The sequence below is a fragment of the Halostagnicola sp. A-GB9-2 genome (assembly GCF_030068615.1).
GTDB lineage: Archaea > Halobacteriota > Halobacteria > Halobacteriales > Natrialbaceae > Halostagnicola.
Window position 1 is genome coordinate 14,936 of sequence record NZ_JASJOC010000018.1, and the last position, 25,403, is coordinate 40,338.

The window sequence follows — 25,403 nt, forward strand, 5'->3', positions numbered from 1 at the left end:
GACAATCAGTATGGGTGAAGACCATATCGACAGGGATTACTGTGAGCTAGTATCACGCCGTAGCTTCATAGCAGCGACAGGTGTTGCCGGTTCCGCCGCGCTTGCGGGCTGTTATGGAAGTGGGGATGACGGTAACTGGTTCAATACTGCACAGGTCGAACACGAGGTCGGCCAGTACCAGTACAATCCACATGAATGGGGCGGCTTTACGCACGCTTCGTTCGGCCTCTTCGATGAATACGCCCAGTATCTCGTCGGGGAAGACGAGTTCTACCCGCACTTCGTCGAGGAGTGGGAGACCGACGAAGGAGAAATGACGTTACACTTGCGCGACGACTACACGTGGGGCAACGGTGACGATATTACGGCGGATGACATCGTTATGCAACTCGAGATCGGCGAAGCGCTGGACTCGAACCTCTGGGAGTTCGCGGACGACGTCGAGGCGACGGACGACCACACCGTCGTCATCTCCTACTCGGAGGGGACGAACACAGATATCATCGAACACACCGTGCTCAACGAAAGCCTCGACCATCCCCCAGCCGATTGGGTGGAGATCCACGAGGCGATTCAAAACGGTGATGACGTCGATATCTTCGGGCACGAGATCGAAGAACCCACGCCCTCGGGCCCGATCGAGTTATCGAACACGACCGATTCCTACCACGAGTACACGATTCGAGACGACCATCCGCTCGCGGACAACTACGATTGGGAGGGGTACCGGATGGAATACCGATCCGAAAACCAGGCGGCACACCAGTCCTTCCAACAGCAGGACCTCGACGGGATCCACAGTCTCTTCGCGGATCCCGAAATCATGGACACGTTCCCCGATAGTCTGGAGGAGATTCAGATCCCGGGCGGGTTCGGATTCGGCGTCGCTTTCAACTACGACGACGAGCACTACGGCGATCGGGAGGTCCGGCAGGCGTTCATGCATGCGCTCGACCGCGATCTCGTCATCGAAAACATCGGGGAGTCGACCAGCATCAAACACGACGCGCCGACCGGGTTGACGGCGGTCGCAAACGACGAGTGGTTCGGCGATCCGACGGATCAGTACGAGCCGTACGAACACGATCTCGATCGGGTCGAAGAGCTCCTCGAGAGCGCGGGCTACGAACGGAACGGCGACGATATTTGGGAGCGCGACGGCGAGGTTCTCGAGGCCAATATCATCGTCGCCTCGAGCTGGAGCGACTGGGTGACGATGGCGAGTACCTGCGCCGATCAGCTGTCTCAGGCCGGTTTCGACTCCTCGGCGGACACTCGCGGCGAAGGTGCCTGGTACGAACTGATGGCTGACGGCGATTTTCAGGTTACGGCCTACGGCCATACGCAGGGCGGGGATCCGGCGATGAACCATCCGTTCTTTGCGCTCCGGTGGAAGCTCCTCAACCGGGAACACGACAGCGACTCCTCGTTTTATAACTACCCCGAGGAGGTAACCGTGCCCGAGATGGACGGCGACGGAGAAATGACCGTCGACTTCAACGAGGAGTTCGAAGCGCTTGCGGCGACCAACGACGAAGCGGAGATGCAGGAGATCGTCGAACGACTCGCGTGGGTCGTCAATCAGGATGTCCCGTTGGCGATTATTCAGGAAAAGTACGAGCAAACGTTCATCGACAGAGAGATGTGGGATATTCCGGACGAATCGGAGCACTTCCAGAGCTACTGGCCGCTCTGGTGGCTCCCGAAAGTGGACGATATGAGTGCTGCACAATGAAAACGGATCGTACGACCGCGTTCACGCTATGAATTGGGTGCTCAAACGGACCGGACAGTCGGTGTTTACCGTCTGGGCCGTCGCGACGATCTCGTTCGGCCTGATTCGACTGATGCCCGGCGGAGCGGAGGATATCATCGTCGCGCGAATCCACGAAAGCCAGGGCTCGGACGTTCCAGCGGAAGTGATCAGAGAACAGGTACAGCACCGGATCAACATCGATCCGAACGCGCCGATTCACGAGGCCTACCTGCAGTACATGGGCGGGCTCGTTCGCGGGGATTTCGGCCATTCGGTGTATCTAAACAGGGACGTCGCCACGATTCTGGCGGAGGCGCTCCCGTGGACGATATTCCTCATGGCGATCAGCACGCTACTCACCTTCGGGCTGGCGCTCTCGCTTGGGGCGATGATGGCCTACAAAGAAGGAACCAGGTTCGACATCTCTCAGACCGGGGTCGCGATACTGACGACGTCGATCCCGTACTACGTCGCCGCCGTGTTGTTCATCGCGTACCTCGGAAACAGGACGTCGATCTTCCCCGCTCGAGGACGATACCCTGCGGTCGTCGAACCCGGATTTACCATCCAGTTCATCGTCGGTTCCTTTCACCACGCGATTCTCCCTGCGGCGTCCTTCGTACTGACAGTGTACGGCCTGACCGCCCTCGCGATGCGTGGCAACAGTATCCAGATACTCGGGGAAGACTACGTACGCGTCGCGCGCCTCCGTGGCCTCTCCGACAGGCGAATCGCCCTGCGGTACGTCGGTCGCAACGCCGTGCTTCCGATGTACACGAGTCTCCTCATTTCGATCGGGTTCATGTTCGGCGGTTCGATCATTCTCGAGGAACTCTTCCAGTACCCCGGTATCGGCTACTACATGTACCAGGCCATCGAGTACCAGGATATGCCCCTGATGATGGGGACGTTCCTGGTCATCACGGTGGCTGTCGTCATCGCCTTGTTCGTCGGTGATGCGACCTACAGCAAACTGGATCCGCGGATCAAATCGGGTGATGACAGTGAGTCCTACTGAGGGGGATCGAGAGCCCCAGACGGACGGTGGCGAGATGTTCGCCACCGCCGAACTCACCCAGATCAGTCGACGCCAACGGTACGGTGAGTGGTTTCAGGAGGCGGTTCGAGAACCGTTTTCGATCGCCTGGGAAGACTGGCGGATGAAAGTTGGGCTGACGATCATTCTCGGGTTCATCGCCATGGCTGCTCTCGCCTGGGTTTCGTCCTCGACGTTCTGGGTTCTCGAGAACGTGACGATCCTCGAGGAACCGATCTCGAATCAGGGGCCACAGTCCCTGCAACCGTTCGAGAGCTCGGACCACCTGCTCGGCACGGACAATCAGGGTCGTGACATCCTCGCCGGAGTCGTCCACGCGACGCCGATGATGTTACAGATGATCCTCGCGGGTGCCGTGTTCGCGACCGTGATGGCGACTGCGGTCGGAACCGTTGCAGGGTATAAAGGCGGGACGACCGAACGAATCCTCATGACGATCAGCGACGTGGCCATGACGATTCCCGGACTGCCGCTGGTGATCGTCCTGGTCGTGCTGATCAATCCGCAGAACCCCTGGTTCATCGGAATCATCATCACGATCAACGTCTGGGCCGGAATCGCGCGAACGATTCACTCGCAGGTGTTGACGCTCCGCGAGCACTCCTACGTCGAAGCCTCCCGAACGATGGGGATCAGTACGCCGAGGGTGATACAGAAAGACATCCTGCCGAATCTGATGCCGTACATCACCGTCAACTTCGTCTACTCGGCTCGTCGGGTCATCTACGACAGCGTCGCGCTGTACTTTCTGGGCATCCTCTCGTTCCAGACCGTCGAAAACTGGGGCGTGATGATGAACCTCGCCTACCAGACGGCGGGAGCGCTGTACAACCCGGCGACGACGTACATGCTGATCATCCCGATGATACCGATTATCGTGCTTTCGTTCGGCCTGATCCTGTTCGCACAGGGGACGGACCGCCTGTTCAATCCGCGCGTTCGGACGCGCCAGAGCGGACGAACCGAACCGACAGAAGACGCCGACGACGACACGCCACGAGTTCCACAATGAGTACGTACGAACGATCACAACACGATCGAGCACTGTACGAGACGGCCGACCCGGTCATCGAGCTCCGGGACGCGGAGGTCGTCTTCGAGATGGACCGCGGAGTCTCCCGCGTTCTCGACAACGTCACCCTCGACATCCAGCGAAACGAGGTGCTCGGGATCGTCGGCGAGAGCGGGAGCGGCAAATCCATGCTCGCGTCCGCGATGTTAGACGCCGTCGTTGACCCCGGCGTTCTGTCGGGTCAGGTAACGTACCACCCGGCGGACGGCCACCCCGTCGACGTGCTCGAGCTCAGCGAACGGGAACTACTCAAACACCGCTGGGAGGACATTTCGATGGTGTTCCAGGGAGCGATGAGTTCGTTCAACCCGACGATGGAGGTCGGCGAGCACTTCGAGGAAACGATCGAGGCTCACGACTACGATATCGGAGCCGGAATGGACCGCGCTCGAGAACTGCTCGAGGATCTGTACCTCGATCCGGATCGCGTCCTCCCATCGTATCCCCACGAACTCAGCGGCGGGATGAAACAGCGGGCGCTCATCGCGCTCTCGCTGGTGTTGGAACCGGACGTCCTTGTCATGGACGAGCCGACAGCCGCCCTCGACCTGCTGATGCAACGATCGATCCTCTCGTTGCTCGAATCGCTCAAAGAAAAGTACGACCTGACGCTGATCTTCATCACGCACGACCTCCCCCTGGTCGCGGAACTGGCGGATCGACTCGCCGTGATGTACGCGTTCGAACTCGTCGAAATCGGGGCTACGGAGGAAATCCTCCGGCGCGGTTCCCACCCCTACACGCGGTCGCTGTTGAACGCGACGCCGAACCTCGACGCTCCGCTTGAGGAGATGCGCCCGATCGAGGGGGCGGCACCCGACCCGGTCGACGTGCCGTCGGGCTGTTCGTACCACCCCCGGTGTCCGCTCGCGGACGACGAGTGTGTCGCCTCGGACCCTGCGTTTCAGGCCGTTTCCGACGAACACAGTGTTGCCTGCTATCACTGGCAGGACGCTCCGGACGCGATTCCGTTTAACGTGGAGGTGGAGGTGGCAGAAGATTGCCCACAGACCGATAAGGAGGGTGAGTGCCTGCCAGACGAGAGAACGGCGGACTCGAGCGAACCCGAACCCCAGCAAGCAGAGAATCGTGCGGAAACGGACGGTGGTGACCAATGAGCGGGAGCGATCAACACCTCGTCTCGCTCGAGGGCGTCGAAGTCCACTTTGAGGAGAGCACTGGCTTACTCGATTTCGGCGATCCGGATGTCGTCCGGGCCGTCGACGGTGTCAGCCTCGATATCGAGCAAAACGACGTGGTGGCACTCGTCGGCGAGTCCGGGTGTGGGAAAACGACCCTCGGCAAAACCGCAATCGGTCTCCAGCGGCCGACCGGTGGGAGCGTCCGTTATCGCGGCCAGGACATCTGGGACGCGAAAGACGGGCGCGGCGACGTCGAGATTTCCTACACCGATATACGGCGCTCGCTCCAGATCATCCATCAGGATCCGGGGAGTTCGCTCAATCCCAATCGGCGCGTGCTGAAGATTCTCGAGGCACCGTTAAAGCGGTGGCAGGCGGGGATGAGCGCGGGAGATCGACGGCGGGAAGTCCTGTCGATGCTCGAGCGCGTCGGCATGACGCCGGCCAAAGACTACGCCGGACGATATCAACATCAGCTCTCCGGCGGGGAAAAACAGCGCGTTGCACTCGTCAGGGCGCTGTTGATGGATCCGGACCTCATCCTCGCGGACGAGGCGATCAGCGCGCTCGACGTCTCGTTGCGCGTCGAGATGATGGACCTCATGCTCGAGTTGCAGGATCAGTTCGACACCTCCTTCGTCGCCGTCTCCCACGACCTCTCGAACGCGCGGTACTTCGCCGCCCACGGTGGGGGTCGAATCGGCGTTATGTACCTCGGCCAGCTCGTCGAAATCGGACCGGCCGAAGAGATAATCTCCAATCCGAAACACCCCTACACGAAGGTCCTTAGATGGGCCACGCCCGACCTCCGTGCGGGAACCGACTCGAGCGAGCCGCCGGTTCGACGGATCGATATTCCGGATCCGAAGAATCCGCCGTCGGGCTGTCGGTTTCATACGCGCTGTCCGGAGGCTCGCGAGTGGTGTCCGCGCGAACAACCGGAGCCGATCGACGTCGACACAGACCACGAGGTCGCCTGCTTCCGCGAAGACGAGGACCACGAGTACTGGTCGAGTCCAGCACTCGAGGACGAACAAGCCGCCGGGTCAGCGCGGTCGGACTGATCGATAGCGATCGGAATTGATCGGTGTTGCTCGAAGCGATTCCGGCGAAGGTCGGCGGTTGTTCGTCCGTCGAATTTATGTGACTTGCAATCAATTACCAATCGTATGACTCAGCAGGTTAGCCCCGCGTCGAGAGACATCAGTATACAGGAATTGATCGACGAGTTGTCCCTTCCGCAAAAAGTCGGACAGCTCGTCGGAACGTACGTCGGATCGATGGACCAAGATATCACCCTCGAGAACGCACGGGAGATGGTTATTGACTCCCACGTCGGAACGGTCGCCGCGTTCGGAATCGGCGTTTCGAACCATCACGACCCGGTCCGCGTGGCCGAGATGGCGAACGAACTCCAGCGGACCGCACTCGAGGAGACTGAACACGGCATTCCGCTCTTGCTCCCCGTCGACGCCGTTCACGGCCACGCGTACGTAAACGGTGCGACGATATTCCCCCACGGACTCGGCGTCGCTGCGACGCGAAACACCGACCACGCATTCAGCGCAGGGGCGATTACGGCGACCGAGATGCGAGCCACCGGCGCGAACGTCAACTACGGACCCACCTGCGACGTTGCCAGGGACCCGCGCTGGGGCCGAACGTTCGAAACGTACGGAGAGAGCCCGCTCCTGTGTGGCGCGTTCGCCGGGGCGACCGTTCGGGGCCTCGAGTCCGCTGAAGACGGGCCTCGAGTTGCCGCGACGGTAAAACACTTCCCGGCCTACGGCGACCCGGAAGCCGGCGAGGACGCCGCCGTCGTTGATCGGTCGCCAACCACTGTCCACCAGCAGTTGCTCCCTCCGTTTCGGGAAGCGATCAACGCCGGCGGCTCGCTCGTAATGCCGTGTTACAACTCGATTGACGGCGAACCGGCCCACGGCTCGCGGCGGTACCTGACCGAACTTCTCCGGGAGCGACTCGGCTTTGACGGAGCCGTGGTCTCCGACTGGGGCGGCGTGGACATGCTCCACGAGGATCACCGCGTTACCGCGTCACAACGCGATTCGGCGAGAACGGCTCTCGAGGCCGGCCTGGATCAGATTTCGATCGGACGACGGGCGTACGCCGACCACCTCGTGTCTCTCGTCGACGACGGCGAACTTTCGGAGGGACGGATCGACGAGGCGGTTCGACGGCTCCTCGAACTGAAACGGAATCTCGATCTCTTCGAAAACCCCTACGTCGACATTAACCGAGAGACGTCGGTTCTGGGGGCGGACAACCATCGAGAACGGGCGTATCAGGCCGCACTCGAGTCACAAACGCTGTTGAAAAACGAGGAGGATTTCCTCCCGTTGTCGCCGGACCTCGACTCGATTCTGGTCGCGGGGCCGAACGCGGATTCGCTTCGAAATCAGTACGGCGGTTGGAGCGTCCAACAGCCCGAACCCGATTCCGGCGTGACCGTTCGAGAGGGAATCGAACGGGCCGTCGGACCCGACGCGACGGTTCGATACGAACAGGGCGCGACGACGACCGAAGTAGTCGATCTCGAGGCCGCGTCCAGCAGTGCGGCAGAGTCGGACGTCGCCGTGCTCGCTCTCGGGGAGAACTGGTATTTCCACGAATTCGGCCCGCAGGAACTCGTCGGCACCACCGGCGAGAATCCGACCCGTTCGCAACTCGAGTTACCGTCCGCACAACGGGAGTTGCTCGAAGCGGTTTGGAAAACCGGGACGCCAACCGTTCTGGTGTTGATTACTGGGCGTCCGCTTTCGATCCCCTGGGCGGACGAACACGTTCCCGCGATCGTCCAATCCTACTATCCGGGAAGCGAAGGTGGGCGCGCCGTTTCCGACGTACTATTCGGGAAACGCAACCCGTCCGGTCGGTTGCCGATCAGCGTGCCTCGCTCGACGGGTCACCTACCGACGCGGTTCAACCACCTCGCGCATCCGACCCCGATCGGGAGCGACGAACACCCCGAAACCTACGACCCGCTTTACGAGTTCGGTCACGGGGAAAGTTACACGGAGTTCGCCTGTGAGAATCTCGAGGTCGGGAGCGAGGAAATCGGCTCCGCAGAGTCGGTAACCGCCCAAATCACCGTCGAGAACGTCGGCGACCGGGCGGGAACACGAGCGCTCGATTTCTTCCTTCGGGACCGCGTGAGTTCACGGGTGAGGCCCGTCAGGGAACACGTCGGCTTTACGACGGTCGATCTCGAGCCTGGCGCGGCGGCGACGGCGGGAATCACCGTCCCAAACGATTCGCTCGCCGTACCCGACTCGAGGGGTCGAAAGACTGTCGAATCAGGCACGTTCGAGGTTTCGTGTGCCGGAGAAACGACGTCGTTCGACGTTCGATGAGTCGGCGTTTGCCGGGTTGGAGTGCCCGACGTGACTCAGCGGCGACCGGGAACCGCTGACGAATTTCAGAACGAACGTTCGAAATAGCGCTCGGAAACTGGCGGTCTGGAGCGATCGAGGTCGTCGTATCACGCACGCAATATTTTTGGTCGGGGGCGAACGGGTACTGTGCATGGAAACGGATACCCTCAAAACGGCGCTCGAGGAAGCTGGACTCACCGGCCAGCAAGCCGATGCGTATCTAACCTTGCTCGAGTTGGGACCGTCGCCCGTCGTCAGGATCGCCGAGCACTCCTCGGTCTCCTCGTCGCGGATTTACGACGTCGTTCGTGCGCTCGAGGAACAGGGGTTCGTCGAAACTATCGAACGCGATCGGCTTCACACTCGGCCGCGGGAACCGATGGACGTTCTCGATCGATTGCGGAACAAAAGCGAAATTCTCGCTGACGCCGCTGACGAAATCGAAGATCGGTGGGAACAACCGGATCCGATGGAGTCACGCGTGAGCGTCCTCAAACGAAAGGAGACGATTCTTCGACGCACCGCAGAAGCGATTTCCAGGGCGGAGATTGCTATCGAACTGGCGGTCACGCCGTCGCAACTTCGAGAACTTCGGTCGACGATCGAGACAGCGATCGAAGAACGCGACGTTCTGGTCCAGATCAGCGTGTACGACGCCGGAGATGCGGATGTTCCGGTTCCCGATGGCGTTCTCGAAATACGTCGCTGTCCGATCCCGGGCCCGTTTCTCGCGATAATCGACCGGCTGTACGTCTTCTTTTCGCCGAACGTTCACGCCGACGAGCCCTATGGCGTGACGATTGGCGACGAAATCCTCTCCTTTATCCTCCACTGGTACTTCCTTACGTGTCTCTGGGCGCAGAACGAACCGATACACGTCTCGAGCAACCATCCCCCAACGTACGTCAGCGTCGAGGGATTCGTCCACGACGTTTCGCCCCTGTTCTTCGACAGTGCCGAGATAACGGTCCGGATTATCGGCCACGATACGACCACTGGAGAGTTGCTCGAGGTGACGGGATCGCTCGCCCATATCACCAGCAATGGACAGTTCGCTCCGAATCACCGCCCTACTTACACGGAACTCGCCGGCCAGGTAACGCTGTTTCTCGACACCGAAGACGGGCTCTACACGATCGGCGGGTGGGGTGCGCTCGTCGAAGACGTTGAGGCGGAGGTCCTCCGGATCGAAGGGATCGAATTTCCGCCATTATAAGGTGTCGGGTTCGCGCTGCGGCGAGTTCCATACGCACCAGAACACGCTCGTTCGCCGCAGGCACAAGCGCGTTCGCTTACTCGAGGCCGATCCGCGACCGAAATTCCGGAACGCCTGTAGCATCGACCTCGGTCGAAGGGACGCGAAACAGGGCCCCTGCCCCGTCACCTTCGGACTGGCGCGTTCCGCCGTCGAGTGCGGTCGTCAGGTAGCAGTCCTCGTATGCCGGGCCGCCGAACGTGACCGATGAAACCTTCCGTGCCGGAACGTCGATTTCCGTCACCGCAGTTCCGTCGGAGTCGTACCGAACGACGCGGTCGCCGTTCCAGCGAGCCGACCAGACATCACCCGATTCGTCGACGGTCATTCCGTCGGGAACGCCGTCGTTCGCAGGCGTTTCGACGAACGCCCGTCGGTCAGAAAGTTCACCGGTGTCCCGATCGTACGCGAACGCGTAAATCCGGCGGGCCTCCGATTCCGTAAAGAAGAACGTCTCGAGGTCTCTCGAGAATCCCATCCCGTTTGGGATGTCGACATCCTCGATAACGATCCGAGTCGATCCGTCGGGGTCGATGCGATACAGATCGCCGAGGGCCTCAGAACCGGGCATCGTTCCGCAAAAGACCCGGCCTTCGGAGTCGGCGATGACGTCGTTGAACCGCGTCTCCGCATCGATCCGGAGAACGATTTCGTGACCGCCCGATTGTGTATTCCAACGGCGGACCTGCCCGTGCTCGAACAGGAGTAGGGAGCCGTCCGCCTCGATCGTGAACCCGCCGAGGGGCGAGCTATCGTTGGTCTCGTAGACGACGGAATTCTCTCCCGTTTCGGGTTCGTATCGATATAGTAATCCTGCGGGGATATCCACCCAGTACAGACAGCGTTCCTCTGGGTGCCACAGCGGCCCTTCGCCGGTCTCCGCATACGTATCCGCGATTCGCTCGAGCGTAGTCACGAACGTGTAACTCGCGTCGTCTCCCTTGAATCTACCTCTGTGCGCCAGATTGGTCGGTACGACTTTCGCCCGTCGTCTACGACGATCTGGCCTCGAGGATCTCGACGAGTCGGCTTCTCCCGAGTTCCTCGATCAGTACCGCCAGTTCGAGGACTCGGTCTTCGCCGAGTTCGTCGACGAGCGAAACGATTTCGTCCGGCGTGAACGTCCGTGCGAGACTCGACATGGTCTCGACGACCTCGACCGTTCGCTCTGCGGTCTCCGCCGTCGGATCGACGGTGAGCGGTCGATTGACGAACTCCCCGTCCTTGTAGTAGCAAAAACGGAGTTCGGTATCGTCGCTCGATTCGGGAGTAACGATCTGGACAACGCCGTGGCCGTCCTCCCAGTCATCGATCCGTTGCTCGAGCAGGGTTTGATAGCGCATACACAAGCTAATTCGCTTATGCACATAAGCGTTAATGGTTGTATATCGCCTGGTATAGAGACTATTCAAAGGCAATATTCAGAAAAGTGGACTCCCGCGTTCGTCTAGAATCTCGTAAAATGTGGATCCGCTCGCGCCCGTTTTCAGATGATAATCATATCCAGCAACGGTTCACGGAAGACCAACAGAACGATGTTGTTGCTCGCGAAGAACGCGTACGCAGAGACGATGATAGCGACGAATCCGACATCGAGCGGACTCGAGAGAACGTAGCCGACCGTGACGATGACTACTGCGTAAGTAACGGCTGCGAGAACGACGCCGGGCAATCCGATGAATTCGTAGAACATGACAGTAATCGGGTTGAGTTCGTGAGCGTACGGAACGAGGAAGAGATGGACCGATGCAACCAAATCCGCGAACCACGTGATAAAAAAGGCGAGCCGTAACCGGGAACCTCCGGGTCGATTCGAGCGCAATGAAGGGACAGTCTCTACGGACATGATATCAACCGAGTTACGGAAGGAGGAAATAAAGGGCTTGACCCTGACCCTGCCGCCCGACCAGTTGAAAAAGAGAGCCATCACCAAACGTGGTAAGGGCTTACTAACATCACGGCCTTGAGCCGTTTGACTCCGCGTTTCACTTTCACCCTGACGCGGGAACGCTTTTGAGGCCCCCACTCGAAATACCCAATGATGGAACTCGACAACCATGCCGAGGATCTTGCCTCCGATCTCGGTATTGACAAAGAGGAGGTCAAAGCGGACTTACAGAATCTCGTGGAGTACAGCGTGCCGATCGACGAAGCCAAACAGAGCCTTCGCCGGAAATATGGCGACGATACGGGCGGCGGGTCCGCGCCATCGTCGAAGGATATCGAGGAAATCACGACCGACGACGGCAACGTCACGATCACCGCCGTCGTCCTGACCGCGGGCGAACGATCGATCCGCTACCAGGGCGACGATCACGTCATCGTCGAAGGTCGCCTCGCCGACGAGACGGGCGCCATCGACTACACCGCCTGGGAGGATTTCGGACTCTCCGCAGGCGATACGGTCACCGCCGGGAACGCCGGCGTGCGAGAGTGGGACGGCGAACCCGAACTCAACCTCGGCGAGAGCACGTCGCTTTCGTTCCTCGAGGAATCGCTCGAGGTCCCCTACGAAATCGGCGGCGACGCCCAGATAGCCGACCTGCAGACGGGCGATCGAGCCGTTTCCGTGGACGTCCAGATCGTCGAATCCGAACGTCGAACGATCGACGGCCGTGACGGGGAGACGGAGATCCAGAGCGGAGTACTCGGCGACGAATCCGGTCGACTTCCGTTTACCTGCTGGGCCCCCGACCCCGAAATCGAACCGGGAGCCTCCGTTCGAATCGAGAACGCCTACGTTCGGGAGTTCCGCGGCGTTCCGGAGGTGAACGTCTCCGAATTTTCGGTCGTCTCGAGTCTCGAGACGGAAATCGAAGTCGGGAGCGACGCGACGACGATGGGAATCGGCGAGGCGGTCGCGACGGGCGGCGTCTACGACGTCGAACTCGTCGGCAACGTTATCGCCGTTCGCGACGGCTCCGGATTGATTCAGCGCTGTCCAGAGTGCAATCGTGTCGTCCAGAAGGGCCAGTGTCGAACGCACGGCTCCGTCGACGGCGAGGACGATCTGCGCGTGAAGGCGATTCTCGACGACGGAACGGGAACGGTCACTGTCGTCCTCGACGACGAGCTGACCGAACAGGTCTACGGCGGCGATCTCGAGGATGCCCTCGAGCAGGCTCGCGAAGCCATGGACCAGGAAGTCGTGGCCGATACGATACGCGAGAAAATCGTCGGCCGTGAGTATTCCGTTCGGGGTCACCTCTCGGTCGACGAGTACGGTGCCAACCTCGACGCGGAAACGTTCGAGGAGAGCGCTGCGGATCCGACGGTGCGTGCAAGTAGTTTCCTCGAGGAGGTGCGAGCATGAGCGCCGAATCGCCGACGCCGAACCGGGAAATCGCCTACCGTCTGTTCGCCGCCGAATTCGACGACTCGACGCTTTCACACGCCGAGAGCGACGAGGAGCGCGCCCCGAACTACGTGATTTCGCCGACCGGCGCGCGGCTCAACCGCTTGTTCGTCGTCGGCACACTCACGGAAATCACGTCGGTTAACGACGAGATGCTCCGAGCCCGCGTCGTCGACCCGACGGGTGCGTTCGTCGTCTACGCCGGCCAGTATCAGCCCGACGAACTCGCCGCCTTGGAACAGCTCGAGCCCCCCGAGTTCGTCGCGATAACGGGGAAAGCACGGACCTTCCAGCCCGACGACTCGGATCAGGTCTACACCTCGATCCGACCCGAGAGCATCGCGGCCGTCGACGCGGAGACGCGCGACCGCTGGGTCGTCAGTGCGGCCGAACAGACGATCGACCGGATCGGCACGTACGCGAGAGCTGCCGAAGTCGATGCCTATGACAGTACCCTCCGCGATGCCCTCGTCGAGGCGGGCGTCGACGAGCCCCTCGCACAGGGAATCTCGCTCGCACAAGACCACTACGGAACGACGCCGACCTATCTCGAGAGCTTGCGCGAACGCGCCCTGGAAACGGTGGAAGTCATCGCCGGTGACCGAGACGCGGTCGAGGAGTTCGGCGTTCGTTCGAACGAGACGAACCCGGAAAGCCGGTCGTTCGAGGAAATCGCGACCGATTGCGCCGTTGAACTCGATGTCTCAGCAATGCAGGCGGCGGTACCGGATACGGCTACTGAGGAACTCGAGGAACCACTCGAGGGTGAGACGGCAGTAGCGTCGACCGCCGCGTCCACTTCGTCCGGCGATGTCGGGTCCGACGAACTACTGGGGTCCGCGGACGGTTCCGAGCCGGAGGAAACCGACGTGTCCGCGGAGCTATCCTCGTCCGCTGACGACGAATCAGTCGAGGAAACCGATACGGTTCGTGCGGACGACGACTCGGATAGCGACGTCGAAACTGATGCCGATACACAACCGGCCGCAGAGGCGGATTCGGATGCAACCGGGTCGGCTGCGACCGAGCCAAACGGAGATCAGGATGCCGCCGTCGCCGGCACCGATCCGGACGATGTCGTCGCCACTGAGCAGTCAGAAACGAGCTTCGAGGCGGGCGACAACCCCTCCCTCGAGACAGACGATGAACCAACTCTCGAATCGGACGACGAGTCGGACCTCAAGGACGATGACGAAATGGCGTCTGAAGAACCGGCTGCTGTCAATTCGGGAACCGAGACATCCGAAGCGATCGAGTCGGACACCGGCTCCGAGGACGAGGACCTCGGCAACTTCGATAGCGAGGGGTTCGACGACGGGATGTACGAGATGGACGATGAAGAACGCGAAGAGCTCGAGGCCGAGTACGGTGCGGAGTTCTCGACCGGAGCCGAAGTCGACGACCCGGGATCGGCGGATATCGACGTTCCCGACGAAGAAGAGCCTGCAGAATCCGCGGCGGAGGAAGCCGCTCAGTCGTCCACTAAGGAGACGGATACCGAGCAAGCCTCCGAATCCGAGGACGAACCGGACGAGGATGTCGACGTCCAGGCGCAGGTTATCAAGACGATGAATCAACTCGACGACGGCGACGGTGCGGACCGATCGACAGTCGTCTCGGAAGTCGCCGACGAAACGGGTGCGGCCGCCGACGAGGTCGAAGACGCTATTCAGGACGCGTTGATGGGCGGACAGTGTTACGAACCCGACGACGAGACGCTGAAGGCGATCTAAGCCCACCGGAGAACACGAACAGACCGAATGGCCTCACCTTCTCGATCCGATGACGACAGCGGCGCAGTCCTCGACCCGATCCCAGGCCACCCCGCGGCGATCGCAACGCTCGAGGGAGAACGAGCGCTGGTAATCTCTGATTACCACGCGGGATACGAAGCCGGCCTGCGCTACGAACGGGGTGTCGACGTTCCGAGTCAGGCATCCGACCGCCGGGATCGATTGCTCGGGTTACTCGAGCAAACCGCGGTCGACCGCCTCGTGGTCTGTGGCGATCTGATGCACGCCATCGGCGATCCCGGTGGAGCCGAGCGCGGCGAACTCGAGGTGCTGTTGGAGTCGTTCCCCGAATCCGTTTCGACGACGCTCGTGAAAGGAAACCACGACGGGGCGATCGAAACGTGGCTCGGCCCCGATGGGGACGATCAGCACGAATCTACCGGGACCGATATCGACCCGAACGAGCGGGTCGAACGGGCACTCGAGATCGTCTCGGGCAACGGGGTTCGACTTGGTCCGCTCGGCGTCTGTCACGGGCACACGTGGCCGGCACCCGAGGTGCTCGAGGCCGACGTGGTCTGTTTCGGCCACGAACACCCCTGTATACGGCTCGAGGACGAGGTCGGCGGAAGTCGCGTGGAGCCGATCTGGCTCCGCGGACGACTCGACCCGGGGCCGTTCGCGGAGCGAGACGAGTACGACGGGCTATCGTGGCTGAACGGCGGGAATCCGCCACGGATGGTCGGCCTTCCCGCGTTCAACGACCTCGTCGGCGGGACGTGGGTGAACGTCCCCGGTCAATCGTTTCTCGCACCGTTTTTACCCGACGGGATCACCGACGGAGAGGCGTATCTGCTCGACGGAACGCGCCTGGGCCCGTTTCGCGAGGTCTGATAGGGTCGTTCGTAACTATTTTCAGCCAGCCTGAGTAGATTGTGAACTCGCTCAGATACCCGTTGTCTGTTGGACAAAAGAGTAAGACATCTCACGGTCTAAGCGAATACATGGCAACAGAATCGTGCAGCTGCGGCGATTCGGAACCCGAGGTCGAATACTACCAACCCCTTGCTGATGCGATGTCTGTCTTGAGCAAGAAATACGCGCTGGAAACGATCAGCATCATCGAGAAACACGAACCGATGCGATTCAAAACACTCGAAGAACACCTGAGGGATGCGAGCAGTAAAACACTGTCCGATCGACTTGATCAACTCGTAGACAAAGGCCTCATAACACGCACACAGTACGAAGAGATACCTCCTCGGGTCGAGTACGAACTCACCGAGGATGGCCGCGAACTCCGTCGACATCTCGAACCGCTTCTGGACTGGGCAAAAACACAGGAGTGACCATTGTACACCCACCAGAGCCTACCACTGTTATTCCACTGGATTAACGAGTGGGTTCGAGACGTGACTGGTGACGTACTCGTGTCGCTTCCCTTGCAGACGCATTGCAGTCAGAGCTTTGTGTGTCGCGGGATCTTCGAATAACGCATTTTCGTCTCGATTGACCCACTTTTCGGGAATATTCGATTCTGTGCGAAGCATCTCGAAGGTCTCTAAACACCGCGTTCGAACGGAGTCCCAACAGGCGGTTTCGTCCAGCGGTGTGTGTTCAACAAGCGAGATGATCAGCTCCGTGAAATGATTCTGGAAGAGTGCATAGTACAGCTTGTTGTAGAGATCCCGTTCCCCGTCGGCATCGACATCAGAGTCAGGATAGGCATCAAAGGTGAAACCGTGGCGGGCAAGTCGATCGTTTAATACGCGAATGCCTCCGAGATCTCGCACTACTGTAGCGACCGGCTCTCCATTACTGAAGACCACGTACGAGTTTTGTGGATGGGTTTCAAGCGCGATACCGTATTTACTCAGGAGACGCAGCTGTTCAGGAACGACCGTATCGACGTAGGCTTCGAAAAACGCCTTCGCGATCGCCGTAGTGACCGGTTTGTTACGAGTGGCCGCAAACTGATCCAGAACGTCACAGACGATCGGGTGATTGGTGACGGGAGATGGCGTCAGCAAACTCCCGACAGCGATCGGTACGCCTTCCTCTGGTACCAGTGAATGAGCGTACGGATTCTGGCGAGCGAGTCCCGAGAGATTGCGGGCATTATGGTACTCATCGCCGTCTGGGTGGGGGCCACCAGGTGCGTGATAACACGTTGCCGCAGCCTCAGAAAGGATACCGAGGTGATCGAACGAGTCACACTCCAGAATCGTGTGCAACAATTCCGTTACCTGTGGGCCATTGGAGACGGCCTGTGGCGACACCGTTCTGACAACGTTGGTCAGCTGTACGTCAACAGCGAGTTTGAGGTGTGGCTGTGGGTGGGTTTGTGGGTTGTCCGTCTTCGGAACCACGGTTCGGAGATTGAGCAATGGCGTTGCCGACACCGTGTATTCCGGAACTGGAACCACTCGATCAACGTCAATCTGTGCAGCATACCGATCGGAAATGACGTGATAATACTGCCAGGGGTGGACTGGGACTACCACGTAGTCCTCACTAGATCGGTTCGTCGGAACCCCTCGCTCAACTGCCGCTTCCAGTCTGGGGAAGCAGTCGTACAGTAATTCAGTAAGCGTCGGTCCAGTGTGAGCCTGGAGTGCGTGCTCCGTATCGACGGCGACAAATCGAACGTCGATCTCATCGGTGAACTCAGGGGCGTATAGCAGCGACTCTGCTGGAGTCATCCCCCGCCTGATTTTTGCACTCGGATGGAACGGATGCCCCTCAGTTGCGAGCCGCTCAAGCGCACTCGCTGGATCGGCACCAGGAAGCGTTTCGAGTATGTCGAGAACGGTTGAGTGATCCACGGATGCCTCGAACGTGGTGCCAGGATTCGTGGGACCTGCGAGGCGAGCGAACGCGAGATTTGCGGTGCTTTCAGCGATCTCCTCGGTAATTCGTTCGGCTTGCTCTTGCGACGTCACTCCTTCCTGTTCGAGTAGTGAAATAATAGTAACCGGATGTGGGTTCTGTATTGCTTCTGTAGAGGAAAGGAGGGTAACTGCTTCTGCGAGTCGAAATCGATCGTAGCCGTGAATCGCTTCGATCGGTGCCGCCACGATCGTTTCAGCAGTCGGGAACGGGAGGAACGCAACGGACTGGCAGCGGTTGGGAAGCGGTTGGATTTGTCGGAAGAGTTCGTCAGCCCCTATCCTTCGCAATGCTTGATGTGCGTCATCCGGAAGTTCTGCCCGTTTGACCGGGAGAATGGTATGTGATGGTAACCCATCCGGCTGTCCACGAAGGAGGCCTCGTACGAGCCGAGAGCAAATATTTCGGCGGGCAGCGGGAAGTCGATCGAGGAACTCCTTCGGTTGTGAATTGGGTGTCCGTTGTTTCAGATACACGATTGCTGCACCGAAGACGTCTCGTTCAGCATTCGTCTGGAGTGTCCAAGCACTGGCGTTTCTATGGTGTGACATTGGATATCCATAGGTGCTGAAGCAGTTTATAGAGGGAAGTCGATCTCGGTAAAGAAATTGTACGCAAGCGTAGTTGCTGTACTCAGCTACAGAAATCCCCAGACCGCGACGAACTCACAGCTGTGAGAGTGAACGACGAGGAGTGGGGACTCGAGTAGAACGCGGTCACAGGCGGTCGGCATCTCGAGGAGGGTGAATTGACGGGTGGCCTCTCCTTTTTCGGGCGATGCATTTCGACGACGATTCGGGCCAAATCAGCACGCGGCCGAAACGCTGTTCGCACGGCAGTTGATTTGATTCTTCGTTCGTTTTGAGAGACGCTCTGTCCGCACTACCAATAGCGCATCTCGAGAGGCGCTTCTGTGACTGTGGGCGATGATCGGCATCACCAACGATAGATTTAATAACAGGTGTAAAGTACGCTTTACTGTAAAGCATGTCCGACACCACACTTCCGACCGTTGGCACGCCCGAACGAACCCGAAAAGTGTACGAACGGACCGTATATGCGATCTTTGCCGTAGCGATCATTGGGCTACTTGCAGGGCTCGTGTTTAACCAAGAGTACGCGGGGACCGTGATCTATCTCGTCGGTGTTTGGCTCGGCGTGGGTCTGGCTTACCTGCTTCCCAAGTGGAGCGATGTGCGGTTCGATGACGAACGCGACGAGGAGATCTTTCGCCAGGCGAGCGGGCTGGCGATGTCCGTCGCGTTCGTCGTCGGTCTCGGCGTCGTTCCCGCGGTGTACGTGTTAGGCGCGGCGGGACACCTGACAATCACGTCGACGATGTGGGGAGCGATCTACGCAGCCTCCGCGATGTACCTGGTCTGGGGTGCCTGTTACACGATCGTTTCTCGTCGCCTTTGATCACCGATGGATAATGACCTACCCGAGCGACGAAAAGCGCAAAACCTCAGTCAGGGGGAACTCGCCGAAGCAGTAGACGTCACTCGACAGACGATCAACGCTATCGAACGCGATCGATACGACCCGTCGTTGGAGTTGGCGTTCAAACTCGCTTCGCACTTCGATTGCGAGATCGAAGCGATATTCGATCCGAGTCAAAACGGCAACGATCCGTCGTAACGACCTGTTTTTGAGTCCGTCTGTTGGCGACTGAGCGGAGCGGTCGGTTCCCAAAGCGTGGCGCTTATCCGCCGTTCTCCCCTACCTGTGTTCGATGATCAACGGGGACGTCGCGGCGTTTACCAATCTCGGCGAGACGGTTCGTGACGCGCTCTCCGAACGCGGTTTTTCGACGCCGACGGCACCGCAGCGACTCGCGATTCCACCGCTTTCAGACGGTGACGATACGCTCGTCATCGCTCCGACTGGGAGTGGCAAGACCGAGACTGCGATGCTCCCCGTCTTCGACGACCTCGTTTCGGGCGGTCCACCAGACGGATTCGGCGCGCTGTACGTCACTCCGCTTCGTGCGCTGAACCGAGATATGCGCGACCGCCTCGAGTGGTGGGGCGAGTACCTCGGCCTCGAGGTCGACGTTCGTCACGGCGATACGACCCAGTATCAGCGGGGAAAGCAGGCGGAAGACCCGCCGGACATCCTCGTGACGACTCCCGAGACCCTTCAGGCGATGCTGACGGGTGAGCGGCTTCGCGATGCGCTTACGGACGTCTCTCACGTCGTGATCGACGAGGTTCACGAACTCGCCGCCTCCAAACGAGGTGCACAGCTCGCGATAGGCATGGAACGGCTCAGGGATCTTTCGGGCGAATTTCAGCGGATCGGACTCTCCGCGACGGTCGGTGACCCGGAAGATGTCGGCCAGTTCCTGACCGGGGGACGTCCCTGTACGATACGGGAAATCGACGTCGGGAGCAACGTCGACGTCACCGTCCGAGAACCCGAGGTGACGGACGAAGACGAACGACTGTCCGGGAAACTGATGACCAGCGCCGAGACGGCGAGTCACGTTCGGCTCGTGAGAGACATCGTCGACGCCCACGAGTCCACGCTCATCTTCGTTAATACCCGCCAGACGGCCGAAGCGCTCGGCTCGAGATTCACCGAACTCGACCTTCCCATCGGCGTCCACCACGGCTCGCTTTCCAAGGAGGCCAGAATCGACGTCGAGGACCGCTTCAAGCGCGGCGAACTCGACGCGCTACTGTGTACCTCTTCGATGGAGCTCGGCATCGACGTGGGACGTGTCGATCACGTCGTCCAATACCAGAGCCCGCGACAGGTGGCTCGGCTCCTCCAGCGGGTGGGACGGGCGGGCCATCGGCGGGATGAAGTCTCGAGCGGAACCGTCGTCACGACCAGGCCCGACGATACGTTCGAAGCGCTCGCCATCGCACGGCGTGCTCGAGACGGCGAGGTCGAACCGGCGGCGATCCACGAGGGAAGCCTCGACGTCGTTGCAAACCAGATTCCCGGCTTCGTCCAGAGCCGCGGCTCGACGTTCGTTGACGACGTGTATTCGACTGTCTCCGCGGCGTACCCGTTCCGAGATCTCACTGAGGAGACGTTCCGAGAAGTTCTCTCGGAGCTCCACCGCAATCGAATCGTCTGGTTCGACGAGAGCGAGGATCGAGTCGAGACGACCGGCGGGACCTGGCAGTACGTCTACGCCAACCTCTCGATGATCCCCGACGAGGCAACGTATGAGGTCCACGATATCGCCTCTGGAAAGCAGATCGGGACGCTCGACGAGCGGTTCGTCGTTAACTTCGCCGCGCCGGGAGAGATCTTCGTCCAGCGCGGCGAGATGTGGCGGATCGCCGAAATCGACGACGACGAAGACGAAGTGAAGGTAAGTCCCATCGAGGATCCGGCGGGCGAGATACCGTCCTGGATCGGACAGGAGATCCCCGTTCCCTACGATGTTGCACAGGAGGTCGGCGAGCTTCGAGGCGTCACGGCACCGCAACTCGAGTCCGGTGCCGACGCCGGAGCCGTGGCTCGCGAACTCGAGGGTCGGTATCCTGCAGACCACTATACGCTCACGGAGGCGGTTTCTCAGCTCGAGGACCACATCGAGACTGGGACAACCATGCCGACGCAGGATCGGATCCTGCTCGAGCGACAGGGTCGAACGGTCGTCCTGAACGCGCCCTTCGGGCACACGACGAACGAGACGCTCGGACGGATGCTTTCATCGTTGCTCGGCCAGCAGAGCGGCTCGAGCGTGGGTCTCGAGACCGATCCCTATCGGATCGAACTCGAGCTTCCGGGATCGGTGGCGACGAGCGACGTGCTGGACGTTCTCGAGGAAACCGATCCGAGCCACGTCGAGTCGATACTCGAGTTGGGACTCAAGCGTTCGGACGCGCTCGCGTTCCGACTCGCGCAGGTCTCGGCGAAGTTCGGCGCGCTCAAACGGTGGCAGGGATCGGGTCGGATGTCGAACGACCGCCTGCTGTCCGCGCTCGAGGAAACGCCGATGTACGACGAGGCGATTCGCGAGGTGTTTCACGAGGACCTCGACGTGGATCGGGCGAGCCGGGTACTCGAGGAAATACAGTCGGGATCGCTCGAGGTCGTGACGGCTCGCGGTCGAACGCCGATCGGGCTCGGCGGTCGCTCGTCGGGCAAGGAACTACTAGCGCCCGAAAACGCCGACGCGAGCGTCATCAAGACGGTCCGAGAGCGCATTCAGAACGACCGCATCATCCTGTTGTGTACCCACTGTACGGACTGGAAGGTCAAAACCAAGGTCGGACGGGTTAGAGACCAACCCGAGTGTCCCGAGTGCGGATCGACTCGCATCGCGGCGCTGAACCCGTGGGCGGAAGAGGTCGTCGACGCGGTTAGAGCGCAAGAGAAAGACGAGGACCAAGAGTCGATGACTGAGCGGGCCTACCGGAGCGCAAGCCTCGTCCAGAGTCACGGTAACCAGGCCGTGATCGCAATGGCGGCTCGAGGCGTCGGCCCGCACAACGCGGCCCAGATCATTAACAAGCTTCGAGAGAACGAGGACGAGTTCTATCGGGACATCCTTTCGAAAGAACGACAGTATGCTCGTACACAGGCATTTTGGGACTGATCCTCGGACACAGCTCCCTCGAAATTGCGGATCCGAGAACGTAATTTCCGTCGGGCGAGTACAGGGCAAGCACGTACCGAGTGGAAGGGCGATCTGCCCAATTCGTGGCATAGAACACCGTGCGAGAGACAGGGCTCGAGTTCAGATTCGGGCGAGAGGAAGAACGAACGAACCGAGAGATCGACTCACCACCATTCGGAGACGCCGTCAACGGGTGCCCCACCGTCACTAACTTCACGGGTGTTCGCGCTATTGCAATCGAAGCTCGACCAGATGCCGCCTGCCCCGTAGATGTGGCCATTCGGATCCGGAAGCTCGTCGACGCCAGCTTCCGGTGACTCGTCGAGCGATGGGCACCCGACTATACTCGAGCAACCGGCCAGAACGGCACTTCCGACGACGACGGCCGCTAAAAACGATCGTCGATCAGCGGACATCGGTTCCTAAACAGTCAGTTATACAATAATTAGACTCCGGTCGCACCAACGGAATCGGACGACCCCACGTTGATGGACAAAAATATATGATCGTCCTTACAACACTGTAGTCACGGCGATGAAACTTTCAACAGCAGTATCGGCGGTCGGCAGATCACTACGCAAGCCGGGGGATCTGCTGCCGTTTTACATCCTCGGCGGCGCGATTCCGGCAATCGCTCGCGTGTTCCCCTTCCTCGGAATCCTGGCTGTCTGGATTCTTCTCTGGGCGACAGGAACGATCGCGGCTATTCGAACCGAAATCGAGAACATCGAGGGAACCGCACCGAATCCGGAACAGAATCCAGAGGCGTTCGCGGAGTGGATGAACGAGGTGTGGATAGCGATCGAGTCGGGATTCACCCCACTCGTCGGAGTAGTGTCGGGTTTGACACTCCTTGTGACGGTTCTTCTCATGATCGTGTTCTCGATTGGTCTCTACGCAGTCGCGTCCGCAGGCCAACTTGCGACGTGTTATGCCCGACTCCGTACGGAACGGGGCATGGTCGCAGGAATCGCGGGCACTCGTCGGTTCTGGCTCTCGATGCTGGGACTGTACGTTCTCGAAGTCGTCCTGTGGATACTGGTGACTCTCTTTCTCGCGGGGGGAGCCGGTCTCGTTGCGATGATGTCGATCGTTGTTCTGGATTCCGCACTCCTAGCGATTCCCGTCGCGCTCATCGGTGCGCTCGTGTGGTTCGGCGCTATTATTGCGATTCGAGCCGTGTTCACGTTCGCTCCGGTCGCCGTCGTCGTCGACGATACCACCGCCTTCGGGTCGCTCTCGAACGCCGCCGGGTTCATTCGATCGGCACCCGTCGAGGCGATCTTCTACTTTATCATCGCACTCATCGCATCGATCGGCTTCGTCTCGGTGATTTCGGTTCTATCGGTCGTCGGTTCCGGAAGCGTCGTCACGCTCGTTACGCTCTTGCTCGTCACTCCGGCACTCGACTTATTGAAGACGGCGCTATACGGCGGTTATCGCGGTCAAATCGCATCTCCTGCTCCAATCGAATCGTCATTCCGATCGCAGTTCACGGGTGGGATTCGTCGCGGTCTCGCCAGCCTGAGTGGGTTCGTTCGCGCGACACCCGGAACGCACGCGTTTATTCTGATACTCGGCGTCGGAACCTTCGTCGCTGGCTGGATGGCCGCCGCCCCGTTCGAAGGAATACTCGATGCGGCAATCTCCGAACGAATCGAAGGGATCATGCCGCCAACGGCGGCCCTCGAGTTCTTCGGGAACAACTGGATGGTCGCGCTGACGACCGCCTTCTCCGGGCTCGCGTTCGCAATTCCGGCCATCTTCGGAATCGCGTTCAACGGCGTCTTCCTCGGCGCAACGGCCCGCCTCGAGGTCGAACCCCTCGAGTTGCTCGCGTTCGTGATCCCACACGGAATCTTCGAGATTCCGGCGATCATCTTCGCCGGAGCGCTGGGCGTTCATCTCGGTGTGGTGTTCTGGAAAGCGTCGACCGGCTCGATAACTCGAGAGGCCTTCGCCGACGAACTCGAGCGAGCGTTCTGGGTTCTCATCGGTATCGGGGTTCTTCTCGCGATCGCCGGCTTCGTCGAAGGATTCATCAGCCCGTTCTACTATCGGCCGTTCTTCTAGCGGTACTCACAATCGGTTTTCGACTCGCCGTTCGAGGCCGGGTCCTCGGGGGTGCTCAATCACTCGAGTGCACAAAAGATCTGCAGACCACTCACGATCCTGTCGGTCGGAATTGATTCACACATTGCACACTGTTTATACAGTTTACACATTGTACACCGTCTATATAGTCCGTATATTGTACACACTGCTCCCTGGGCTACCGCCGAAAACAGGAACGGCTCGAAGACGACAGTCACCCCCAGTTTAAAAGGTACAAGGTCGTGAGATGACGCTCTCACTGCCCGAAGTGATCAACCTGCTCGCTCTCGAGCGCGTTCCAACGGTCGTCGACGGAAAATTTTGGTGGTCAGTTGACGTGTCTCCCGGCGATCTCCCTTAGGCGACGGTCCCGCCGTTAGCGGCGGCAGCGGTGCCAGCCTGGGAGAGGAGGAGACAGATCGTAAACAATACGCCTAGTAATAACGGATTATCGGTTACGAACTTGGGGATCGATTTTGTCTCGGTCATCACCACCATGGTAACAAAATATTATAGACTTTTTGGAAAGGTCATTTAATATTGAATCGCTAGTAAACATATACTTTGTCTCGTAAAAAGGAGTGACGAAAAAGCGGCGAAACACTCCGAGGGTGCCACATCGTCCGGATCACCATCGTCCCTACAGGAGCGCGGTAAACCTATACTACCCTCGTGTAGTCGCGTAATTATCGTTCTCAAACGACGTTGAGAGATGAGGGCCGTACGATCACGGTACCGGGCCGTAGTTGGTCTTCAGAGTTGGTTTTAGGACGATATTACTTCACCCATCCGAATTTTTCCGAGTAAGAATGGTTTATACAAGGTGCACAAGCAAGCCCAACAGCTACCCTGAAAAAGCGAATAGGAACGGTATGGTCAGACTGTCGACGGTCGTTATCATTCTCGCTATCGTCCTCGCAATCGGCCTCATCCCGATTCCCGTTATCCCCGGCGTCGGCCTGTTCATTGGTATCTCGGGAATCATACTCGGCATCATCCTCCGAGTGCTCGGGCACTGACGGACGAAATCGACCGTCCGATCCGAAACTACCCCGTACGCAAACTACGACCGTACG

The 25,403-nt window shown here is 59.7% G+C and carries 22 protein-coding genes; 16 read left to right on the forward strand and 6 right to left on the reverse strand.

The window, feature by feature from the left end; translation table 11 throughout:
- The first annotated feature begins 10 nt into the window (after positions 1–10).
- From QNM96_RS21705 to QNM96_RS21730, 7 genes are all read left to right on the forward strand, one after another.
- Positions 11–1,735, forward strand: coding sequence for an ABC transporter substrate-binding protein (locus tag QNM96_RS21705; protein ID WP_283838897.1), 1,725 nt, complete (start codon positions 11–13; stop codon positions 1,733–1,735).
- A gap of 28 nt (positions 1,736–1,763) precedes the next feature.
- A complete protein-coding gene (locus tag QNM96_RS21710; protein ID WP_283838898.1) occupies positions 1,764–2,774 on the forward strand; it encodes an ABC transporter permease in 1,011 nt (336 codons plus the stop codon).
- On the forward strand, positions 2,761–3,825 hold the full coding sequence (locus QNM96_RS21715) for an ABC transporter permease (protein ID WP_283838899.1): 1,065 nt from the start codon (positions 2,761–2,763) through the stop codon (positions 3,823–3,825). Before QNM96_RS21710 ends, QNM96_RS21715 begins: the two co-directional genes overlap by 14 nt.
- Positions 3,822–5,003, forward strand: coding sequence for an ABC transporter ATP-binding protein (locus QNM96_RS22995; RefSeq protein WP_345782561.1), 1,182 nt, complete (start codon positions 3,822–3,824; stop codon positions 5,001–5,003). The genes QNM96_RS21715 and QNM96_RS22995 overlap by 4 nt, the downstream gene beginning before the upstream one ends.
- The gene (locus QNM96_RS23000) at positions 5,000–6,091 is read left to right on the forward strand and encodes an ABC transporter ATP-binding protein (RefSeq protein ID WP_345782562.1); all 1,092 of its coding nucleotides are present in this window, start codon (positions 5,000–5,002) and stop codon (positions 6,089–6,091) included. Before QNM96_RS22995 ends, QNM96_RS23000 begins: the two co-directional genes overlap by 4 nt.
- A gap of 105 nt (positions 6,092–6,196) precedes the next feature.
- The gene (locus QNM96_RS21725; protein ID WP_283838900.1) at positions 6,197–8,398 is read left to right on the forward strand and encodes a glycoside hydrolase family 3 N-terminal domain-containing protein; all 2,202 of its coding nucleotides are present in this window, start codon (positions 6,197–6,199) and stop codon (positions 8,396–8,398) included.
- A 172-nt stretch (positions 8,399–8,570) separates the two neighbouring features.
- Entirely contained in the window at positions 8,571–9,635 is a 1,065-nt protein-coding gene (locus QNM96_RS21730; RefSeq protein WP_283838901.1) for a TrmB family transcriptional regulator, read from the forward strand.
- A 76-nt stretch (positions 9,636–9,711) separates the two neighbouring features.
- Here QNM96_RS21730 and QNM96_RS21735 read toward each other — a convergent pair whose 3' ends face one another.
- From QNM96_RS21735 to QNM96_RS21745, 3 genes are all read right to left on the reverse strand, one after another.
- Positions 9,712–10,590, reverse strand: a complete 879-nt coding sequence (locus QNM96_RS21735) for an SMP-30/gluconolactonase/LRE family protein (protein ID WP_283838902.1) — start codon at positions 10,588–10,590, stop codon at positions 9,712–9,714.
- A 76-nt stretch (positions 10,591–10,666) separates the two neighbouring features.
- The gene (locus QNM96_RS21740; RefSeq protein ID WP_283838903.1) at positions 10,667–11,017 is read right to left on the reverse strand and encodes a hypothetical protein; all 351 of its coding nucleotides are present in this window, start codon (positions 11,015–11,017) and stop codon (positions 10,667–10,669) included.
- Positions 11,018–11,160: 143 nt separating this feature from the next.
- Positions 11,161–11,520, reverse strand: a complete 360-nt coding sequence (locus QNM96_RS21745) for a hypothetical protein (protein WP_283838904.1) — start codon at positions 11,518–11,520, stop codon at positions 11,161–11,163.
- Positions 11,521–11,715: 195 nt separating this feature from the next.
- On the opposite strand from QNM96_RS21745, the gene QNM96_RS21750 reads away from it, so the two are divergent.
- From QNM96_RS21750 to QNM96_RS21765, 4 genes are all read left to right on the forward strand, one after another.
- Positions 11,716–12,987, forward strand: a complete 1,272-nt coding sequence (locus QNM96_RS21750; RefSeq protein ID WP_283838905.1) for a Single-stranded DNA binding protein — start codon at positions 11,716–11,718, stop codon at positions 12,985–12,987.
- Positions 12,984–14,762 (forward strand): hypothetical protein, encoded by a 1,779-nt coding sequence (locus QNM96_RS21755; RefSeq protein ID WP_283838906.1) that lies wholly within the window; start codon positions 12,984–12,986, stop codon positions 14,760–14,762. The genes QNM96_RS21750 and QNM96_RS21755 overlap by 4 nt, the downstream gene beginning before the upstream one ends.
- A gap of 27 nt (positions 14,763–14,789) precedes the next feature.
- Complete coding sequence (locus tag QNM96_RS21760) at positions 14,790–15,656, forward strand: metallophosphoesterase (protein ID WP_283838907.1); 867 nt, start codon at positions 14,790–14,792, stop codon at positions 15,654–15,656.
- A 110-nt stretch (positions 15,657–15,766) separates the two neighbouring features.
- Positions 15,767–16,111 (forward strand): helix-turn-helix domain-containing protein, encoded by a 345-nt coding sequence (locus QNM96_RS21765; protein WP_283838908.1) that lies wholly within the window; start codon positions 15,767–15,769, stop codon positions 16,109–16,111.
- Between the two features lie 30 nt (positions 16,112–16,141).
- Here QNM96_RS21765 and QNM96_RS21770 read toward each other — a convergent pair whose 3' ends face one another.
- A complete protein-coding gene (locus QNM96_RS21770; protein ID WP_345782563.1) occupies positions 16,142–17,839 on the reverse strand; it encodes an IucA/IucC family protein in 1,698 nt (565 codons plus the stop codon).
- Positions 17,840–18,638: 799 nt separating this feature from the next.
- Between QNM96_RS21770 and QNM96_RS21775 the strand changes: the two genes are divergently transcribed.
- The 3 genes from QNM96_RS21775 to QNM96_RS21785 all read left to right on the forward strand — a co-directional run bounded on the left by QNM96_RS21775 (position 18,639) and on the right by QNM96_RS21785 (position 22,212).
- Positions 18,639–19,070, forward strand: a complete 432-nt coding sequence (locus QNM96_RS21775; protein WP_283838910.1) for a DUF2178 domain-containing protein — start codon at positions 18,639–18,641, stop codon at positions 19,068–19,070.
- 6 nt (positions 19,071–19,076) lie between these two features.
- The gene (locus QNM96_RS21780; RefSeq protein ID WP_283838911.1) at positions 19,077–19,289 is read left to right on the forward strand and encodes a helix-turn-helix transcriptional regulator; all 213 of its coding nucleotides are present in this window, start codon (positions 19,077–19,079) and stop codon (positions 19,287–19,289) included.
- 94 nt (positions 19,290–19,383) lie between these two features.
- Positions 19,384–22,212, forward strand: coding sequence for a DEAD/DEAH box helicase (locus QNM96_RS21785; protein ID WP_283838912.1), 2,829 nt, complete (start codon positions 19,384–19,386; stop codon positions 22,210–22,212).
- 185 nt (positions 22,213–22,397) lie between these two features.
- Here QNM96_RS21785 and QNM96_RS21790 read toward each other — a convergent pair whose 3' ends face one another.
- The gene (locus tag QNM96_RS21790) at positions 22,398–22,649 is read right to left on the reverse strand and encodes a hypothetical protein (RefSeq protein WP_283838913.1); all 252 of its coding nucleotides are present in this window, start codon (positions 22,647–22,649) and stop codon (positions 22,398–22,400) included.
- 118 nt (positions 22,650–22,767) lie between these two features.
- Between QNM96_RS21790 and QNM96_RS21795 the strand changes: the two genes are divergently transcribed.
- Positions 22,768–24,306, forward strand: coding sequence for a stage II sporulation protein M (locus QNM96_RS21795; RefSeq protein ID WP_283838914.1), 1,539 nt, complete (start codon positions 22,768–22,770; stop codon positions 24,304–24,306).
- A gap of 378 nt (positions 24,307–24,684) precedes the next feature.
- On the opposite strand, the gene QNM96_RS21800 is transcribed toward QNM96_RS21795, so the two are convergent.
- A complete protein-coding gene (locus tag QNM96_RS21800) occupies positions 24,685–24,816 on the reverse strand; it encodes a hypothetical protein (RefSeq protein ID WP_283838915.1) in 132 nt (43 codons plus the stop codon).
- A gap of 383 nt (positions 24,817–25,199) precedes the next feature.
- Here QNM96_RS21800 and QNM96_RS21805 point away from each other — a divergent pair, with 383 nt between their 5' ends.
- On the forward strand, positions 25,200–25,346 hold the full coding sequence (locus QNM96_RS21805; RefSeq protein WP_283838916.1) for a hypothetical protein: 147 nt from the start codon (positions 25,200–25,202) through the stop codon (positions 25,344–25,346).
- Positions 25,347–25,403 lie beyond the last annotated feature (57 nt).

Coding starts and splice junctions, on each gene's coding strand:
- QNM96_RS21705 (WP_283838897.1), top strand. CDS start 11: ATGGGTGAAGACCATATCGACAGGGATTACTGTGAGCTAGTATCACGC.
- QNM96_RS21710 (WP_283838898.1), top strand. CDS start 1,764: ATGAATTGGGTGCTCAAACGGACCGGACAGTCGGTGTTTACCGTCTGG.
- QNM96_RS22995 (WP_345782561.1), top strand. CDS start 3,822: ATGAGTACGTACGAACGATCACAACACGATCGAGCACTGTACGAGACG.
- QNM96_RS23000 (WP_345782562.1), top strand. CDS start 5,000: ATGAGCGGGAGCGATCAACACCTCGTCTCGCTCGAGGGCGTCGAAGTC.
- QNM96_RS21725 (WP_283838900.1), top strand. CDS start 6,197: ATGACTCAGCAGGTTAGCCCCGCGTCGAGAGACATCAGTATACAGGAA.
- QNM96_RS21730 (WP_283838901.1), top strand. CDS start 8,571: ATGGAAACGGATACCCTCAAAACGGCGCTCGAGGAAGCTGGACTCACC.
- QNM96_RS21740 (WP_283838903.1), bottom strand. CDS start 11,017: ATGCGCTATCAAACCCTGCTCGAGCAACGGATCGATGACTGGGAGGAC.
- QNM96_RS21745 (WP_283838904.1), bottom strand. CDS start 11,520: ATGTCCGTAGAGACTGTCCCTTCATTGCGCTCGAATCGACCCGGAGGT.
- QNM96_RS21750 (WP_283838905.1), top strand. CDS start 11,716: ATGGAACTCGACAACCATGCCGAGGATCTTGCCTCCGATCTCGGTATT.
- QNM96_RS21755 (WP_283838906.1), top strand. CDS start 12,984: ATGAGCGCCGAATCGCCGACGCCGAACCGGGAAATCGCCTACCGTCTG.
- QNM96_RS21760 (WP_283838907.1), top strand. CDS start 14,790: ATGGCCTCACCTTCTCGATCCGATGACGACAGCGGCGCAGTCCTCGAC.
- QNM96_RS21765 (WP_283838908.1), top strand. CDS start 15,767: ATGGCAACAGAATCGTGCAGCTGCGGCGATTCGGAACCCGAGGTCGAA.
- QNM96_RS21775 (WP_283838910.1), top strand. CDS start 18,639: ATGTCCGACACCACACTTCCGACCGTTGGCACGCCCGAACGAACCCGA.
- QNM96_RS21780 (WP_283838911.1), top strand. CDS start 19,077: ATGGATAATGACCTACCCGAGCGACGAAAAGCGCAAAACCTCAGTCAG.
- QNM96_RS21785 (WP_283838912.1), top strand. CDS start 19,384: ATGATCAACGGGGACGTCGCGGCGTTTACCAATCTCGGCGAGACGGTT.
- QNM96_RS21790 (WP_283838913.1), bottom strand. CDS start 22,649: ATGTCCGCTGATCGACGATCGTTTTTAGCGGCCGTCGTCGTCGGAAGT.
- QNM96_RS21795 (WP_283838914.1), top strand. CDS start 22,768: ATGAAACTTTCAACAGCAGTATCGGCGGTCGGCAGATCACTACGCAAG.
- QNM96_RS21800 (WP_283838915.1), bottom strand. CDS start 24,816: ATGACCGAGACAAAATCGATCCCCAAGTTCGTAACCGATAATCCGTTA.
- QNM96_RS21805 (WP_283838916.1), top strand. CDS start 25,200: ATGGTCAGACTGTCGACGGTCGTTATCATTCTCGCTATCGTCCTCGCA.